Source organism: Microbacterium xylanilyticum (assembly GCF_054654695.1).
The window spans coordinates 528,659-544,069 of the sequence record NZ_BAAIEN010000002.1; the positions used below are offsets into that span (position 1 = coordinate 528,659).

A 15,411-nucleotide genomic window follows, 5' to 3' on the forward strand; every position below is an offset into this window, starting at 1 on the left:
CTTGACCCGCGGCACTCCCGGATCCATAATTCACCACATGATGAATAATGCGGTGACGATCGAAGGACTGCGGGTGCGGCGCGGCCGGCACGACGTGTTCGACGGTCTGTCGCTGTCCATCCCGCGCGGGGAGGTGACCGGGCTGCTCGGGCCCTCCGGCTGCGGCAAGACCACGCTGATGCGGGCGATCGTGGGCGTGCAGCGGATCCGGTCCGGCGAGGTCACGGTGCTCGGAGAGAAGGCCGGATCCGCAGCTCTCCGGCGCCGAGTCGCGTACGGCACGCAGGGCGCGGCCGTGTACGCCGACCTCACCGTGCGGCAGAACCTGCGCTACTTCGCGAAGGTGCTCGGGGTGAGCAGCGCGGAGGCCGACAGCGTCATGGAGCAGGTGGGGCTGACGCCGTACGCACGGCAGCAGGTGTCCGGCCTCAGCGGCGGCCAGGCGAACCGGGTGTCGCTCGGGGTGGCGCTGCTCGGCTCGCCCGAGCTCGTCGTGCTGGACGAGCCGACGGTGGGGCTGGATCCGGTGCTGCGCGCGGAGCTGTGGGACCTGTTCCGGCGCACCGCCGAGGGCGGTACCACCATGCTCGTCTCGAGCCACGTGATGGACGAGGCACTGCGCTGCGACCGGCTGCTGCTGATGCGCGAGGGGCGGATCGTGTCCGACACGACGCCGGCGGAGCTGCTCGCAGACACCGGCAAGACGGATCCGGAGCAGGCCTTCCTCGTGCTCATCGCCCGGGACGCCGAGGCGCAGGCCGCGGCGCATCCCCATCTGCGGCGGGCGCGGCGTCAGGAGGTCGGATCATGAACCCGCGGCGGCTGTTCGCGACGGCCGAGCGGGTGCTCACCCAGCTGCGGCACGACCCGCGCTCGATCGCGCTCATGGTGGTCGCGCCGAGCCTGCTCGTCGGCCTGTTCGCCTGGCTGTTCACCGACTCGACCGGGGTGTTCGACAAGTTCGGCGGCGCGATCCTCGGACTCTTCCCGTTCATCGTGATGTTCCTGGTCAGCTCGATCACCACGCTGCGCGAGCGGCGCTCCGGCACGCTGGAGCGGCTCATGACCACGCCGCTCGGCAAGGCCGACTTCGTGCTCGGCTATGCTCTGGCGTTCGGGCTGATGGCCGTGCTGCAGGCCGTGGTCACGGTGGCGTTCGCCGTGTACGTGTGCGGCCTGAAGGTCGACGGTCCGCTCTGGCAGCTGGGACTCGTCGCCGTCGTCGACGCGCTGCTGGGCACCTCGCTGGGCCTGCTCGCGAGCGCCTTCGCGCAGACCGAGTTCCAGGCCGTGCAGTTCATGCCGGTGCTGGTGTTCCCGCAGATCATCCTCGGCGGCCTGTTCATGCCGCGCGACACCATGCCCGACGTGCTGTACGCGATCTCCGACTGGCTGCCGCTCAGTCACGCGATCGACGCGATCCAGGCGGTGACCGCGGGCACCGACGACTGGGACCTCTGGCGCCCCGTGCTCATCGTGGCGGCCTTCGCGGTGGCGTTCCTCGTGCTCGCGCCGCTGACCCTGCGCCGGCGCACGGCCTAGTCGCCGCGGGCGGCGCGCTTCGTGGTGTGCCGGGTGGGTGCGGCTTGCCAGGGGTCCTCCGGCCAGGGGTGCTTCGGGTAGCGGCCGCGCATCTCGGCGCGCACCTGCGCGTACGGGCCCGACCAGAACGATGCGAGGTCGCCGGTGACTGCGAGCGGGCGGCCGGCGGGGGAGAGCAGGTGGAACAGCACCGGCACGCGACCGCCGGCGAGGCGCGGAGTCGCGGCCCAGCCGAAGCACTCCTGCAGCTTGACCGCGACCACCGGGCGGGCGGCGGGATCGTCGTGCGGAGGATAGGCGATGCGGATCCGGGATCCGCTCGGCACCTCGAGCCGCTCGGGAGCGAGAGCGTCGAACTCCGCCGCGGCGGGCCAGGGGAGCAGGCGGCGCAGGGCCGGTGCGAGATCGACCCTCCCCGTGGGCGTGCCGGCAGCGAGGGCGTCGATCTCGGGTGCGAGCCAGCCGTCGAGCGCAGCCGTCAGCGCGGCGTCCGAGACGTCGGGCCAGGGGGCTCCGATCGCGTGGTGCAGCAGGGCCAGCCGGCGGCGAAGGTCGTCGGCGGCCCCCGACCAGGTGAAGACGTCGAGCCCCTGGACGTGCAGCGCCCGGCGCACGGCGTGGCGCCCCTCATCCGCGTTCGGCCGCACCGGCACCGACGACCGCACGATCGCGCCGACCCGCCGCTCTCGCCGGGCGGTGACCCGGCCTCCCGCGAACTCCGCTTCGACGCGATCCGTGACCAGGTGATCCGCGGCGCGCTCCACCTGCGCCTCGGTGATCGCCGCGGCGGCTCGGATCACAGCTCCGGATCCGACCGCCGCGCGACCGGAAGCGCGGGCGACGTCGGCGACCGCCAGCCATTCGGCGCCCGCGAGCGGGCCCTGCACCCCGGCGCGCGTGCCGGACGCGAGCAGGAACGTCGCACCGTCAGCGGTGCGCTCCACGCGCCGTGCGATCCGGCCGGGGAAGGCGAGGGCGACTACGAGCCCGACGTCGTCGAGGGCGCCCTGGGCGGGAGCGCCGCCGGGGGCGCCCTGCCTGGACGCGCCGCCACTCCGTGCGGGCGGCGCCGGCACGAACCGTCGCAGACGCTCGGTCTCCTGCGCCCACCGACGCACCTCCGGCCCGCGTCCGCGGCGCAGGCCGGCGATCGCCGCGGCGACGTCGGCATCGGGCACGCGCAGGTCGCCGCCGAGCAGGGCGACCACCTCGGCGGCGAGTCCGGGGCCGACGAGCGCACTGCCCTCGATCAGGGCGCGGGCCAGGCGCGGGTCGACCGGTATCCGTGCGAGCGCCCGCCCTTCGGCGGTGGCGCGGCCGTCGGCGTCGGTGGCGCCGAGGTCGTGCAGCACCGACTGGGCCTCGGCGAGGGCGTCGGCCGGCGGCGGGTCGATGAGGCGCAGCCCGGCACCACCGGGCGCGCCCCAGCAGGCCAGCAGCAGCGCCGCGTCGACGAGGTCGGCGGTCGCGATCTCGGGCGCCGGGCGAGCCGGGGCCGCCGCGTAGGTGCGCTCGTCGAGGCAGCGGATGACGGTGCCAGGGCCCTGGCGGGTGGCGCGGCCGGCACGCTGCACGGCGGAGGAGCGCGCCGCGCCGCGGGTGACGAGCCCGCTCATCCCGCGGGCGGCGTCGCGCTGCGGGTGACGGGACAGACCGCTGTCGACCACGAGGCGCACGCCCGGCACGGTCAGCGACGACTCGGCGAGCGACGTGGTGACGATGATGCGGGGCGGATCCGCCGGGCCGCGTCCGCGGATGACCGCGTCCTGCTCCGCCGCGGGGATCTGGCCGTGCAGCTCGCGCACGTCGAAGCCCGGCTCGCCGTCGCGGATGCGGCGCGCGATCTCGGCGACCTCGCGGGCACCGGGCGCGAACACCAGGGCATCGGCGGAGGGGTCGTCGCGCCGCAGCTCCCGGGCGGCGGAGCCGGCGGTGCGCGCCACGTGGTCGAGGAAGCCGCGGGTGACGCCGCGCTCGTCCAGGTGAGGGACGGGGCTCGGCGCCCACCGCTCGGTGAGCGGGTGCGCGGGCGCGGTGTGCGCGACGATCGGCGCCGGGGCGGCGTCGGAGCCGATCACGGCCGCGATACGCTCCGCGTCCAGGGTCGCCGACATCGCGACGAGGGTGAGGTCGTCGCGCAGCTCGCGCACCTCGCCGAGCAGGCCGATCAGCAGGTCGGTCTCGAGCGCCCGCTCGTGCACCTCGTCGATGACGATCGCGCCGACGCCGTCCAGCCCGGGGTCGTCCAGCATCCGCCGCAGCAGCACGCCCGCCGTGACGAACTCGACACGGGTGTCGCGGCTCACGGTGCGCTCGCCGCGGACCGTGAAGCCGACCTTGGTGCCCAGCGGGGATCCGTCGAGCTGAGCGAGTCGGCGTGCCGCGGCCCGGGCGGCGACGCGACGCGGCTGCGTGACGATCACCCGGCCGGGGGAACGCGAGGCCAGGAGGGGCGGCACGAGCGTCGTCTTGCCCGTGCCGGGTGGCGCGGTGATCACGACCGCACCACTGCCCTCGAGCGCCGCGGAGACCTCGTCGACCGCCGCCGCGAATGACAACCCCGCCCCGATCGCGCGGAGGTCGAAGGCGGCGGACGTCATCCGTCCAGTCTGCCGTGCCGACGCGGCCCGGATCCGTGGATCCCTGCCCCGAGACGGGTCAGCGTGCGCGCAGCTTCTCGGTGAGTGCCGTCAGGGTGCGCAGCTCGTCCTTATCGAGGGTCGACATGCGTTCGGCGATCGAGCGGCCGTGCACGGTCGCGAGTTGACGGAACGCGCGGGTGCCCGCCTCGGTGGCGTGCACGAGGGCGCCGCGGCCGTCCTCCGGGTCCGGGCACTTCTCGAGCAGCCCGCGCGCCACCATCCGGTCGACGAGGCGCGAGACGCTGGGCTGGCTGATGAGCATGTTCGCGGTGACCTCTCGCAGGCGCGCGGTATGGCTGGCGCAGCGCGTCACGGTGAGCAGCACGTCGTACTCGGCGGCGGACAGCTCCGCGCCGTCGAAGTCGTTGGACATCTCGGTGAAGATCTCGTGCTGGGCACGGAACAGGCTCTCCCACGCCGAGAGGGCAAGCTTCCGATCGCTCATGGCCTCAGGATATCCGCCCCGCGGACAACAGGCTCAGGCACAGTAAAGGCCGGTCGGAGAGGCTCCCGACCGGCCTTTGTCCCTTGCACCAAGAGTGTCCTGCAATCACATGCGGTGAGAGCCACAGCAAAACTTTCACCGTGCGATCACTGTATAACGGCGGGGTAACGAATGCAACGGTTTGATCACGAACTGGGCGGATTCATAAGTGCGGCTTGAGCGCTCGGCGACCCGCCGCCCGTCACTGTTCAGCCGTCCTCCGACTGGACCACGAGCAAGGGCCCGTCGGCACCCGCGACGAGACGCTCCCGCGGCGTCTTCTCGCCGGTGGCGACTCGCGTCCGGATTCGGTTGTCCCGCGGCGGCGGCGAACGTCGGCGCCATTCGCGTCTACGAGCGTCTGGGATTCGTCCTGCGTCGGCGCACGACGTTTCTCGCCCTGCGGACCCCGGCGACCGTCGGCGACCGTCTGCTCGTGGGCTGACGGGTGCTCGGAGAGCGCCCACGGCCGGTGTGCAAAGACCCGCGCCGCTCGGTCGGCGGCTACGTCATCGGAGGAACCTCATGACCCGGATCGCTGTGCTGGTGGGAAACCCCCAGCCCGCCTCTCGCACCCGTCTCGTCGCGGAGGAGGTGGCTGTCGTGCTCGGTGTTCGCGGCGGCGCGGATGTCGATGCCACGATCGACCTCGCGGACGTCGCGGAGACCCTCTTCCGCTTCCCGGAGCCGGGCGTCGACGAACTGCTGGATCGGGTCGCGGCCGCGGACGTGGCGGTCATCGCGAGCCCCACCTACAAGGCCGCCTACACGGGCCTGCTGAAGGCGTTCCTCGATCGCTACGGATCCGACGGGCTGCGCGGCGTGACCGCGGTGCCCGTGCTCACGATCGGGGCGCCGACGCACGCGCTGGCGGTGGAGACGACCCTGCGCCCGCTGCTCGTGGAGCTCGGCGCGAGCGTGCCGACCCGCGGGCTGGCGTTCCCCGCCGCCTCCGTCCAGGACCGGGCGAAGATCGTCGGCGACTGGGTCGAATCCGAATGGTCGCGGATCCGCCATGCGTTCGGCAACGGGGCGAAGCCGGAGCGCTGAACGATCCGGCCGTGCACATCAGGATCTGATCTGGTCGAATCTCTCGTCGGTCATGGTGCTCCTCCCGGAGGTTCTCAGCGGTCGACGTAGCCCATGTGCTGGGCGTTGTAGCGGTCTCCGTGCACGCCGAGGCGACGGATGAGCGCGTCGAGGTCGGCGCGCTCGTCGGCAGAGAGGGCGAGTCGGGTGGCGGCGGCGTTCTCCCTGATCCGCGACGTGCGGCGGGTGCCGGGGATGGGGACGATCCAGGGATGCTGTGCGAGCAGCCAAGCGAGCGCGACCTGTCCGGGTGTCGCCCCTTTCGCCTCGGCGAGGGCCTTCACGTGGTCTACGAGCGCCTGATTGGCCGCGAGGTTCTCGGCCTCGAAGCGCGGAACGCGGCCGCGGATGTCGCCCTCCGCGAACGTCGTGCTCGTGTCGACGGTGCCGGTGAGGAACCCCTTCCCGAGCGGACTGAACGGGACGAAACCGATGCCGAGCTCCGCCAGGGTCGGCAGCACCTCGGCCTCGGGGTCGCGGGTCCACAGCGAGTACTCGCTCTGCACGGCGGTCACCGGGCACACGGCGTGGGCGGCTCGGATCGTCGTGGCGGAGGCCTCGGAGAGCCCGAAGTGCTTCACCTTGCCCTCGGCGATCAGCTGGGCCACGGTGCCGGCGACGTCTTCGATCGGCACCGCCGGGTCGACCCGGTGCTGGTAGAACAGGTCGATGGTCTCGGTGCGCAGGCGCGTGAGCGAGGCTTCGGCGACGCGGCGGATCTGCTCGGGGCGGCTGTCCAGACCGACGCTCTGGCCATCCCGGATGTCCCAGCCGAACTTGGTGGCGATGACCACCTGGTCGCGGATCGGCTCGAGAGCCTCCCCGACGAGCTCTTCGTTGAGGTAAGGGCCGTAGACGTCCGCGGTGTCGAAGAAGGTGACGCCCTCGTCGAGCGCCGACCGCAGCACCGCGATCATCTCGCCGCGGTCACCGGGATTGGGTCCGTAGCTCTGCGACATGCCCATGGCGCCCAGCCCGATCGCCGAGACCTCGAGGCCCTGTCCGAGAGTCCTGGTGTGCATGCTCACTCCTTCGTCGTGGTGGTTTCGCGCCGCACGGCGGTGTGCGATGGCGTCGCGGTGGTGGCGGCGAGACTGGCGAGCAGATCCAGTCGCTCCTGGCTCGCGGACCCGCCCTCGGCCGTGTAGATGAGGAACGAGAGGCCTGGTTCGGCCGTCAGCTCCAGCCCCTCGTAGGTGAGGGTCAGCTCGCCGACGTCGTGGTGGTGGAACTGCTTGGTCCCGGATCCGTGACGGCGCACGTCGTGCGCGCCCCAGCGGGTGCGGAACGCGTCGGAGCGGGTGGAGAGCTCGCCGACGAGGTCCTGCAGCTGCTTGTCGTGCGGATCGTGTCCGGCCTCGGTGCGCAGGATCGCCACGGTGATGTCCGCGGCCGTCTCCCAGTCCGGGTAGAACGTCTTCGCGCGGGGGTCGAGGAAGCAGTACCGGGCGAGGTTGCCCTGCCCCGGCCCGTCGAAGACCTCGTCGTAGAACGCCCGGCCGAGTGCGTTGATCGCGAGGATATCGAGGCGGCCGTTGCGCACGAAGGCCGGCCCTTGCGTGATCGCCTCGAGGGCGCGCACGAGCCCCTCTCGCGCCTCCCATGTCTTCGGTTTCCGACGTCGCACCGGCCGTGCGCCGCCGTTCGCCGTGCGGGCGAGGTCGAACAGATGCTCGCGCTCGGCATCGTCGAGCTGCAGAGCCCGCGAGATCGTCTCGAGAACCGCTTCTGACACGCCGACGAGGTTGCCGCGCTCGATCTTCGCGTCGTACTCCGGGCTCACATCCGCGAGCATCGCCACTTCGCTGCGCCGCAGGCCCTCCACTCGGCGGTGGCCGGTGGTGGTGAGCCCTGCCGCTTCGGGGGTGAGGCGTGCGCGACGGGACATGAGGAACTCTCGCGCTTCGGCTCTGGTGTCCATGCCCCCACGGTAGGACTGCCGACCCCGGACCAGGGAGTCTCCGTTGGTGCACCCTTCACGAGAGACTCCCTGCCTCGCCGGTCGCTGCGATGGAATCGAGCTGTCTGAGGCCGCGGATGAGAGGAGACACATGAGCAGCGCGGGCACGGGCTGGAACGGCGGCGAGAGAGCTTTCGGGGACTTCGCCCCAGGACTGGTCCACTACACGGCTCGCGTCCTCTTCGACGAGGTCTGGGCGCGGGAGGGGCTCTCACCCCGCGACCGCTCTCTGATCACAGTCGCGGCGCTCACCGCGATGGGGAAGATGGAGCAGCTGACGTTGCACCTCGGCTTCGCCCGTCGCAACGGCGTGACCGACGAGGAGCTGAAGGAGGCGTTGCTGCATCTGGCGTTCTACGCCGGCTGGCCCAACGGAATGGGCGCGACGGGAGTGCTGAAGGGAGTCGTCGAGGGCGACGGCTGAAGAGCGATGCCGTCGGCCCTGCGAAACCGCACCGCGCGATGCTCAGACCAGCGACGGCGCGGCTCCCTCGACGAACGACGGCACCCGCAGCGGCGGCCGGTGCGGGATGGGGATCGGCTTGGACGAAGGGATCCGCGTCGCGCGCTCGGCGGTCCGGCGGATGGCGTGGAGCACGTCCTGCGGTGACGTCCAGGTGGCCGGGAGGCCCAGATCCTGCAGCCAGATCACGTCGTATGCCGCCTGCTCCGTCTCGTAGACGCAGGCCACGGTGCGGTACGGATCACCCGGTCCGCGGCTCGTGTCCACGACGATCCACTCGATGGGCGTCAGCTGCTGCAGCACGTATCGGTCATTCGACATCTGGGCTCCTGGTGTATCGGTGCGCCGCGCGGCGCGATGCACCGCACGGCGCGGGCGAGGAGGGCAGCCACCCGGCCCGCTTTCGAGATGCGCGGGCCGCGCGCGGGCGTGGCTCCGGTGCTCACGCCCCGGAATCCGAATGCGCGGGCGGGGCGGCTGTCACCTCGGTGGTGTGAGGCAACGCCTCGATGGGTACTGCTCATCGGTCGCGAGGCGGCGATCGCGCGAAAACGAGACCGCTGCTCGCGCGGGCAGGGCCGCTCGCTGAGGAGCGCGACCGGTCGGCGTCGCGGCGCCGGTGGCCCCGGGTGCCACGGCCGTCCGCGGTGGCTTCGCACGTGCTGCCGAGTGCCGGCGGCACGGCCCATTCCGCGGCGACGATGTCGTCGAACTCGGCCTGCATCAGCTCGTCGTCCGCGACGATCAGCTCGATGAACTGCTCATCGAGCAGCCGGTCGGCCCTCGCGCCCTGCAGGGATGGGATCATCATGATCTGCTCCTGACGGTTCAGGCGCTGATGGCGAGGTTCTCCGACTTGCTGGTGACCGCGACCTTGCGCGGCTTCGCCTCCTCGGCGACGGGGATCTGCAGCGAGAGCACGCCGTCGTCGTAGTTGGCGGTGATCTTCCCGGTGTCCAGGTTGTCGCCGAGCACCAGCTGTCGGCTGAAGACGCCGCGAGCCCGCTCCGCGGCGAGCATGTCCACGTCGCTCGCCCGGATCGGCCGCTCGGCCTTCACCGTCACCACGTTGCGTTCGACGTCCAGGTCGATCGACTCCCGGTCCACGCCGGGCAGGTCGAACTCGACGTGGAACACGTCGCCCTCGCGCCAGGCGTCCATCGGCATGACCGACGGCCTCGCCAGGGTTCCGTCCGCTCCGAAGATCTGCTGGGTGAGTCGGTCCAGCTCACGGAACGGATCAGTGCGCATCAGCATCATGACCACCTCCATGTCCTCGTTGAGAGATGCTTCAGGGGCATGGATCCGCTCGTCAGGATCTATGCCCTGCGCTGTAGATTTTTTATAACACCGTCGTGAAGACGATGCAAGCGGATCTTCCAGATCTGCACGACACGAGCCCGTAGCACGCCGGACTCGCGCGCGAAATCAGCGCCGGCAGGCAACAGGATCCCGCTCCGGCTCGCCCTGGGACGAGATGTTCGACGCGTGCGACGCAGGTGCAGAGCTCGCCGCCCGAGATCCCTACCGCGGGATCCATCGTGCGCTCAGCGACATGTCGGCGGAGGATCTGCGGGGCAGGGTCGAGGCGCTCGCCGGGGCGTACCTGTCGCAGGGCGTGACCTTCGACTTCGCCGGCGAGGAGCGCCCGTTCCCGCTCGACGTCGTGCCGCGGGTGATCGCGCCCGACGAGTGGCGCGAGGTGGATCTCGGCGTCGCGCAGCGCGTGCGGGCGCTGGAGGCCTTCCTCGCCGACGTGTACGGCGCACGGCGCTGCGTGACCGACGGCGTGATCCCGGCGCCGCTCATCGCCTCGTCGAGCCACTTCCACCGCCAGGCCGCAGGAATCGTCGCGGCGAACGGCGTCCGGATCCAGGTGGCCGGCATCGACGTCATCCGTGACGAGTCCGGCGGCTGGCGCGTCCTCGAGGACAACGTCCGCGTGCCGAGCGGCGTGAGCTACGTGCTCGCGAACCGCCGCGCACTCGCCCAGATGGTGCCGGAGATGTTCGCGGACATGCGGGTGCTTCCCGTGGTCGACTACCCGAACCGCCTGCTCGGCGCGCTGCGGGCGGCGGCGCCGTCCGGCGCCGACGACCCGACGGTCGTGGTGCTCACGCCGGGCGTGTTCAACTCGGCGTACTACGAGCACACCCTGCTGGCGAGGCTGATGGGCGTCGAGCTGGTGGAGGGGCGCGACCTGTTCTGCTCGGGCGGGCGGGTCTGGATGCACACCACGACCGGCCCGCGCCGCGTCGACGTGATCTACCGGCGGGTGGACGACGAGTTCCTGGATCCGCAGCAGTTCCGCCCGGACTCGATGCTGGGCGCGGCCGGGATCCTGAACGCCGCGCGACTCGGGAACGTGACGATCGCGAACGCGGTCGGCAACGGGGTCGCCGACGACAAGCTCGTCTACACCTACGTGCCCGACCTGATCCGCTATTACCTGGCTGAGGAGCCGATCCTGCCGAACGTCGACACCTGGCGTCTGGAGGATCCGGGTGCACTCGAGGAGGTGCTGGACCGGCTGCACGAGCTGGTCGTGAAACCGGTGGACGGATCCGGCGGCAAGGGCCTCATCATGGGTCCCGCCGCCTCGCGCGCCGAGCTCGACACGGCGCGGAAGACGCTCGCCGCGGATCCGCGGGGCTGGATCGCGCAGCCGGTGGTGCAGCTGTCCACGATCCCCACCCTCGTGGAGGGAGGGTTCCGGCCCCGGCACGCCGACCTGCGGCCGTTCGCGGTCAACGACGGCGACGGGATCTGGGTGCTGCCCGGCGGCCTCACCCGGGTCGCACTCCCGGAAGGGCAGCTCGTGGTCAACTCGAGCCAGGGCGGCGGATCCAAGGACACCTGGGTGCTGGAGGATCCGGCGACGCCGCGCGCCTCGGCCACGATCGGCGCCGTCCGGATCGCGGGTCCGCCGGCCGCGGAGCGCTCCGGTGCCGCCGTCGCACCGCTGCCGGTGCCGCCGATCGACGACCCGCAGCGCCAGCAACAGCAGCAGCAACAGCAGCAGCAGGAGGTGTCGTCATGCTGAGCCGGATCGCCGAAGCGCTGTTCTGGATCGGACGGTACGTCGAGCGCGCCGACGGCACAGCCCGGATCCTCGACGTGCATCTGCAGCTGCTGCTCGAGGATCCCTGGGCAGACGAGGAGTCGGTGTGCCGCGGGGTGCTGTCCGTGATGGGCGTGCCCGATGCCGCCGGCGGCAACCCGCGCCGAGGCGATGCGCTCCGGGCGCTCGCGACCGACCGGACCCAGGCGATCTCGGTCGCACACTCGCTGTCCTCAGCGCGCGAGAACGCCCGGCGCGCCCGAGAGGTCATCTCCCAGGACCTGTGGGAGGTGCTCAACACGACCAACGCCCGGCTGCCGCTGCGCGTGGACTTCGAGCGCTCGCACTCCTTCTTCCAGTGGGTGCGCGAGCGGGCCGCGCTCACCTACGGCGTCGCCGAGACGTCGATGAGCCGGGACGAGGCCTGGTACTTCTTCGTGCTCGGGCGCGCCCTCGAGGCCGCGGACATGACCGCGCGCCTGCTCGTCTCCGCGGCACGGGCGGACGGCGGCAGCACGATCAACTGGATGACCCTGCTGCGCAGCTGCGATGCGTACGACGCGCACCTGCGCGTGCACCGGGCCATGCCCACCGCGACGTCGGCGACGGAGTTCCTGCTCATCGACCGGCACTTCCCGCGCTCGGTGCTGTCGAGCGTCATCCGCGCCGAGGAGAGCCTGCGCCGCATCGGCCAGTCCTCGCCCCTGCTGCCGCCCGATGCGGTGGGCCGGGCCATCGGCCGGCTGCGGTCGGAGCTGGAGTACCGGCCCGTGGCCGATCTCGTGCTCCTGCTGGAGAGCAGCATGCGCCACGTGCAGGAGAGCGTCTCCGCGATCAGCAACGCGGTGCAGGACCAGTACTTCCCCTCCATCGCCGCCCCCGTCTGGACCGAGGAGACGCTATGACCCGGCTCAGGATCGTGCACCGCACGGGATTCCAGTACGCCTCGCCCGCGACCGCCTCGTACAACGAGGCGCGCATGCTGCCGCGCACGCAGGACCGCCAGCTCGTGCTGCAGGCCCGCGTCGAGACCAGCCCGGCGACGCATCCGAGCACGTACAACGACCACTGGGGGACGCCGGTGACCGCGTTCGAGGTGCTCACCCCGCACGAGGAGCTCTCCGTGGTGGCGACGAGCGTGGTCGAAACCCGCACGATCCCTGCGCGCGGCCCGGAGCTCGGCTGGGACCAGCTCGCGCGCGCGGCTGCGACCTCGCTCGACGTCGCGGAGATGCTCATCCAGACGCATGCCACCGACCCCGATGAGCAGATTCGCGAACTGGCGGAGCAGGCGCGAGCCGAGCACGACGGCATCGACGCCGCGGCCACCGCGATCTGCCGGATCGTCGGCGAGGCGATGACCTATCGCCGCGGCGTGACCGGGGTGAACTCGACGGCCCGGGACGCGTGGCCGGCGCGCGCGGGGGTCTGCCAGGACATCGCGCACGTGACGCTCGGGATGCTCCGCGCGGCCGGGATCCCGGCGCGCTACGTGTCCGGGTACCTGCACCCGGACGCGGATCCGAAGGTCGGCGAGACCGTCACCGGGGAGTCGCACGCCTGGGTGGAGTGGTTCTCGGGCGCGTGGCGCGGCTACGACCCCACCAACCTCGTCGAGATCGGTCCCTCGCACGTGTTCGTCGGCGTCGGCCGGGACTACTCCGACATCTCCCCGCTGCGCGGCGTCTACGCCGGATCCGGCGCGTCCGAGCTGTTCGTCTCGGTCGACATCACCCGCCTGGAGTGAGGCGTCGCCTGGAGTGAACGGACGACGCGGCCCCCGGGGTTCATCCGATCCCCGGGGGCCGCGTCTCGCCAGGCCGATCAGCCGTCGCTGCGCAGCGCCTCGGATGCCTGACGATGCGGCAGCACGGGGTGCTTGCCGGTGAAGCCCTCGCGCTGCTTCGCGGCGGCGAGGATCCCCTTGCGGGCCGCGAACCAGCCGACGATCAGCGCGGGCACGATCACGATGAGAGACGCCAGCACCCAGCGACCCACTTCGGAGAAGCCCATGGTCACGAGCACGAACAGCAGGAATGCCAGCGTCAGGTAGCCGGTTTAGGGCGCCCCGAACATCCGGAACGACGATGCCGTCAGCATTCCCCTGCGGATGAGCGAGTGCAGCTTCAGCTGGCAGAGCACGATCGTCGCCCAGCCCCCGATGATCCCCAGTGCGGAGACCTCGAGCACGATCTCGAACGCCTGCGACGGCCACAGCGCATTGATGCCGACACCGGCGGTGGTGATCACGGCGGTGAGCAGGATACCGCCGTAGGGGACGCCGTTGCGGCTCATCGCCGCGGTACCGAGCCCGCCACCGCCCCGGTGCCGGGGCCGCCGAGGTGCGAGAAGAAGGTCACGAACGGGGACTCCCCGGCCTTGTAGGTGCTGAACGGCAGCAGCAGTGACAGCAGCAGGACGGATCCCACGTAGAAGATCGCGATGCGGATCACGACCGTGTTCACCGCCTTCGGCATGACCTTCGCCGGCTCCGCGGTCTCTCCTGCCGCGGTGCCGACGAGCTCGATGGCCGCGTAGGCGAACACGACGCCCGAGATCGCGAGGAGGGGCGCGACTGCTCCGGTGGGGAAGACGCCGCCGTGGTCGGCGATCACCGAGAACCCGGTGGGCCCGGCCTCCGGGGATCGTCGGCGCTCGTGCCGTGCTCCGCGATAGGGCGCCAGTATCACGGAGCGGCGTTTCGCCGTCATTTCGCGCAGATCACGCAGGTTTCGCAGGAGGCGTCGGCCCCATCACCCCTGCGGACGAGCGGCGCCGCGGTGCCGGACCCCGATCCGGCTGATCAGCGCGGGGACCAGGCCGACGGCGATCGAGAGCGCCGCGGCGACGATCGCGATCACGGTGACGCGCAGGGGTGCCACCTCCTGCTGCGGCAGCGCGGGGAGCGGGTACTCGATGTACTTCGCCGCGGTCCGGGCGACGTGGCCCCCGTCGGAGCGCGCGATGTCAGCGAGGATCGGGTCGAAGCTCGTGTTGCCCGTGCCGGCGGCCGCGGCGGGGAGGAACACCGGCACGTCGGGGACCGCGTCCGCGAGCGGCACGGACGACGTCGCCCCGGGGATGACGAGACGGTCGAGCTTGCCGGCCTTCGCGACGGGAGTGGCGAGCAGCGTCATTCCGTGCCGCGTGGTGACCTCGGGGCCCTCCGCGACGGGCACGACGTGCGCGGTGAACGCGGCTCCGCCGTACAGCTCGGCGGCCGCGCCGACGTCGATCTCGTCCACGCCCGGTGTCAGCCCGAGGCCGTAGCGGGGCTGCCCCCACGGCATCGTGGCGCCGAGCACATACGGGTAGTCCGCGAGCGAGACCGTGTTGACCGGGATGCTCGTCGACGCGTCCGGGCTCCAGTGCGGATAGCGCACCTCGTCGGCGATCCGCACCGCCTCGGCCGTGCCCGCTTGCTGCTGCACGACGTGCAGGCTGGCGGCGATGCCCGAGCTCACACCCGCGGTGGTGAGCACGTCTCCGTCCTCGACCCAGCGCTCTCCCCGCACCCACGTGGTCTCCGGGTGCGTCGAGGTCATCCCGTCGATGTCGGACCAGAACGACGTCGCCCGCTTGCCGTCGAGCACCGCTGTCTCCACGAGCACGCGCGCCCCGGCGCAGACGCCCATGATGCGGGCGCCGGCATCGTGCGTCGTCTCGATGAACGCGCGCAGATCCGCCTCCTCTGCCACTGACGGGTCGGCGATAGCGGGGACGACGATGAGCTCGGGGCGGGGCAGCCGTCCGGATTCGTAGTCCGCGAAGGACGCGTCGGGCACGGTGGTGAGCCCGCCCGACAGAGCGACCGGGGTTCGCGATGCCGCGACCGTGCGCACGTCGAAGCGCTCGGACGCGGCGAACACGCCATAGGTCCCATCGCGTCGGTCGCGACGGTGCCGTTGCGACCGAGGAGGATCGCGACCTGGATCCGGTCTGGCGCGGCGGGCCGGGTCGTCGCCGGCTCCGCGGAGGAGGGGGCGGGGAGCGGCGCGAAGTCCTGCGCCATCGTCGTGGTGAAGCCGGCGACAGCGACGCCGCCGAAGACGGCCGTCGCGAGGATGACGCCGCCGACCGTGAGCAGGGCGCGCCGAAGGAAGGTGTTCATGAAGGGCTCCGAGGAAGGGGTCGGTGGAGGAGACGGCGACGGTCTGTCGCCGGGGGACG

The 15,411-nt window shown here is 71.7% G+C and carries 15 protein-coding genes and 1 pseudogene; 7 read left to right on the forward strand and 9 right to left on the reverse strand.

The features are described from left to right. The first annotated feature begins 37 nt into the window (after positions 1 to 37). Together ACYQ1L_RS03050 and ACYQ1L_RS03055 are read left to right on the forward strand one after the other, a co-directional pair. On the forward strand, positions 38 to 811 hold the full coding sequence (locus ACYQ1L_RS03050; protein ID WP_460002790.1) for an ABC transporter ATP-binding protein: 774 nt from the start codon (positions 38 to 40) through the stop codon (positions 809 to 811). Further along, positions 808 to 1,542, forward strand: coding sequence for an ABC transporter permease (locus ACYQ1L_RS03055; RefSeq protein WP_460002791.1), 735 nt, complete (start codon positions 808 to 810; stop codon positions 1,540 to 1,542). Before ACYQ1L_RS03050 ends, ACYQ1L_RS03055 begins: the two co-directional genes overlap by 4 nt. Here ACYQ1L_RS03055 and hrpB read toward each other — a convergent pair. Both hrpB and ACYQ1L_RS03065 read right to left on the reverse strand, forming a co-directional pair. After that, the gene (gene hrpB / locus ACYQ1L_RS03060; RefSeq protein WP_460002792.1) at positions 1,539 to 4,142 is read right to left on the reverse strand and encodes an ATP-dependent helicase HrpB; all 2,604 of its coding nucleotides are present in this window, start codon (positions 4,140 to 4,142) and stop codon (positions 1,539 to 1,541) included. The genes ACYQ1L_RS03055 and hrpB overlap by 4 nt on opposite strands. 58 nt (positions 4,143 to 4,200) lie before the next feature. After that, positions 4,201 to 4,629: a MarR family winged helix-turn-helix transcriptional regulator gene (locus ACYQ1L_RS03065; protein WP_460002793.1), complete on the reverse strand. Its 429-nt coding sequence runs from the start codon at positions 4,627 to 4,629 to the stop codon at positions 4,201 to 4,203. Positions 4,630 to 5,193: 564 nt separating this feature from the next. Here ACYQ1L_RS03065 and ACYQ1L_RS03070 point away from each other — a divergent pair. Further along, positions 5,194 to 5,718, forward strand: coding sequence for an NADPH-dependent FMN reductase (locus ACYQ1L_RS03070; protein ID WP_460002794.1), 525 nt, complete (start codon positions 5,194 to 5,196; stop codon positions 5,716 to 5,718). A 74-nt stretch (positions 5,719 to 5,792) separates the two neighbouring features. Here ACYQ1L_RS03070 and ACYQ1L_RS03075 read toward each other — a convergent pair whose 3' ends face one another. Together ACYQ1L_RS03075 and ACYQ1L_RS03080 are read right to left on the reverse strand one after the other, a co-directional pair. Continuing rightward, a complete protein-coding gene (locus ACYQ1L_RS03075; protein WP_460002795.1) occupies positions 5,793 to 6,779 on the reverse strand; it encodes an aldo/keto reductase in 987 nt (328 codons plus the stop codon). A gap of 2 nt (positions 6,780 to 6,781) precedes the next feature. After that, positions 6,782 to 7,678, reverse strand: a complete 897-nt coding sequence (locus ACYQ1L_RS03080) for a helix-turn-helix transcriptional regulator (protein ID WP_460002796.1) — start codon at positions 7,676 to 7,678, stop codon at positions 6,782 to 6,784. A 130-nt stretch (positions 7,679 to 7,808) separates the two neighbouring features. Between ACYQ1L_RS03080 and ACYQ1L_RS03085 the strand changes: the two genes are divergently transcribed. Then, entirely contained in the window at positions 7,809 to 8,141 is a 333-nt protein-coding gene (locus ACYQ1L_RS03085) for a carboxymuconolactone decarboxylase family protein (RefSeq protein WP_460002797.1), read from the forward strand. Positions 8,142 to 8,183: 42 nt separating this feature from the next. On the opposite strand, the gene ACYQ1L_RS03090 is transcribed toward ACYQ1L_RS03085, so the two are convergent. From ACYQ1L_RS03090 to ACYQ1L_RS03100, 3 genes are all read right to left on the reverse strand, one after another. Continuing rightward, entirely contained in the window at positions 8,184 to 8,501 is a 318-nt protein-coding gene (locus ACYQ1L_RS03090) for a hypothetical protein (protein WP_460002798.1), read from the reverse strand. A 199-nt stretch (positions 8,502 to 8,700) separates the two neighbouring features. After that, positions 8,701 to 8,991: a hypothetical protein gene (locus tag ACYQ1L_RS03095; protein ID WP_460002799.1), complete on the reverse strand. Its 291-nt coding sequence runs from the start codon at positions 8,989 to 8,991 to the stop codon at positions 8,701 to 8,703. Between the two features lie 17 nt (positions 8,992 to 9,008). Next, a complete protein-coding gene (locus tag ACYQ1L_RS03100) occupies positions 9,009 to 9,437 on the reverse strand; it encodes an Hsp20/alpha crystallin family protein (RefSeq protein ID WP_460002800.1) in 429 nt (142 codons plus the stop codon). Positions 9,438 to 9,657: 220 nt separating this feature from the next. Here ACYQ1L_RS03100 and ACYQ1L_RS03105 point away from each other — a divergent pair, with 220 nt between their 5' ends. The 3 genes from ACYQ1L_RS03105 to ACYQ1L_RS03115 are packed head-to-tail and all read left to right on the forward strand — an operon-like array spanning position 9,658 to position 12,988. Next, complete coding sequence (locus ACYQ1L_RS03105) at positions 9,658 to 11,223, forward strand: circularly permuted type 2 ATP-grasp protein (RefSeq protein ID WP_460002801.1); 1,566 nt, start codon at positions 9,658 to 9,660, stop codon at positions 11,221 to 11,223. Continuing rightward, on the forward strand, positions 11,217 to 12,146 hold the full coding sequence (locus ACYQ1L_RS03110) for an alpha-E domain-containing protein (protein WP_159576958.1): 930 nt from the start codon (positions 11,217 to 11,219) through the stop codon (positions 12,144 to 12,146). Before ACYQ1L_RS03105 ends, ACYQ1L_RS03110 begins: the two co-directional genes overlap by 7 nt. Beyond that, positions 12,143 to 12,988 carry a transglutaminase family protein gene (locus tag ACYQ1L_RS03115; protein ID WP_460002802.1) on the forward strand — a complete coding sequence of 282 codons (846 nt, stop codon included), beginning with the start codon at positions 12,143 to 12,145 and terminating at the stop codon, positions 12,986 to 12,988. Before ACYQ1L_RS03110 ends, ACYQ1L_RS03115 begins: the two co-directional genes overlap by 4 nt. 77 nt (positions 12,989 to 13,065) lie before the next feature. Here the strand turns inward: ACYQ1L_RS03115 and ACYQ1L_RS03120 are convergent. After that, positions 13,066 to 13,880, reverse strand: a pseudogene (locus tag ACYQ1L_RS03120) (amino acid permease); the annotation flags it as partial. Between the two features lie 114 nt (positions 13,881 to 13,994). Further along, complete coding sequence (locus ACYQ1L_RS03125) at positions 13,995 to 15,110, reverse strand: DJ-1/PfpI family protein (RefSeq protein ID WP_460002803.1); 1,116 nt, start codon at positions 15,108 to 15,110, stop codon at positions 13,995 to 13,997. Between the last annotated feature and the right edge of the window lie 301 nt (positions 15,111 to 15,411).

What these genes read in the sequence shown, in the direction of transcription:
- ACYQ1L_RS03075 (WP_460002795.1), bottom strand. Translation starts at nt 6,779, where the DNA reads ATGCACACCAGGACTCTCGGACAGGGCCTCGAGGTCTCGGCGATCGGG.
- ACYQ1L_RS03065 (WP_460002793.1), bottom strand. Translation starts at nt 4,629, where the DNA reads ATGAGCGATCGGAAGCTTGCCCTCTCGGCGTGGGAGAGCCTGTTCCGT.
- ACYQ1L_RS03070 (WP_460002794.1), top strand. Translation starts at nt 5,194, where the DNA reads ATGACCCGGATCGCTGTGCTGGTGGGAAACCCCCAGCCCGCCTCTCGC.
- ACYQ1L_RS03105 (WP_460002801.1), top strand. Translation starts at nt 9,658, where the DNA reads ATGTTCGACGCGTGCGACGCAGGTGCAGAGCTCGCCGCCCGAGATCCC.
- ACYQ1L_RS03110 (WP_159576958.1), top strand. Translation starts at nt 11,217, where the DNA reads ATGCTGAGCCGGATCGCCGAAGCGCTGTTCTGGATCGGACGGTACGTC.
- ACYQ1L_RS03050 (WP_460002790.1), top strand. Translation starts at nt 38, where the DNA reads ATGATGAATAATGCGGTGACGATCGAAGGACTGCGGGTGCGGCGCGGC.
- ACYQ1L_RS03090 (WP_460002798.1), bottom strand. Translation starts at nt 8,501, where the DNA reads ATGTCGAATGACCGATACGTGCTGCAGCAGCTGACGCCCATCGAGTGG.
- ACYQ1L_RS03055 (WP_460002791.1), top strand. Translation starts at nt 808, where the DNA reads ATGAACCCGCGGCGGCTGTTCGCGACGGCCGAGCGGGTGCTCACCCAG.
- ACYQ1L_RS03115 (WP_460002802.1), top strand. Translation starts at nt 12,143, where the DNA reads ATGACCCGGCTCAGGATCGTGCACCGCACGGGATTCCAGTACGCCTCG.
- ACYQ1L_RS03085 (WP_460002797.1), top strand. Translation starts at nt 7,809, where the DNA reads ATGAGCAGCGCGGGCACGGGCTGGAACGGCGGCGAGAGAGCTTTCGGG.
- ACYQ1L_RS03080 (WP_460002796.1), bottom strand. Translation starts at nt 7,678, where the DNA reads ATGGACACCAGAGCCGAAGCGCGAGAGTTCCTCATGTCCCGTCGCGCA.
- ACYQ1L_RS03095 (WP_460002799.1), bottom strand. Translation starts at nt 8,991, where the DNA reads ATGATGATCCCATCCCTGCAGGGCGCGAGGGCCGACCGGCTGCTCGAT.
- ACYQ1L_RS03100 (WP_460002800.1), bottom strand. Translation starts at nt 9,437, where the DNA reads ATGCTGATGCGCACTGATCCGTTCCGTGAGCTGGACCGACTCACCCAG.
- hrpB (WP_460002792.1), bottom strand. Translation starts at nt 4,142, where the DNA reads ATGACGTCCGCCGCCTTCGACCTCCGCGCGATCGGGGCGGGGTTGTCA.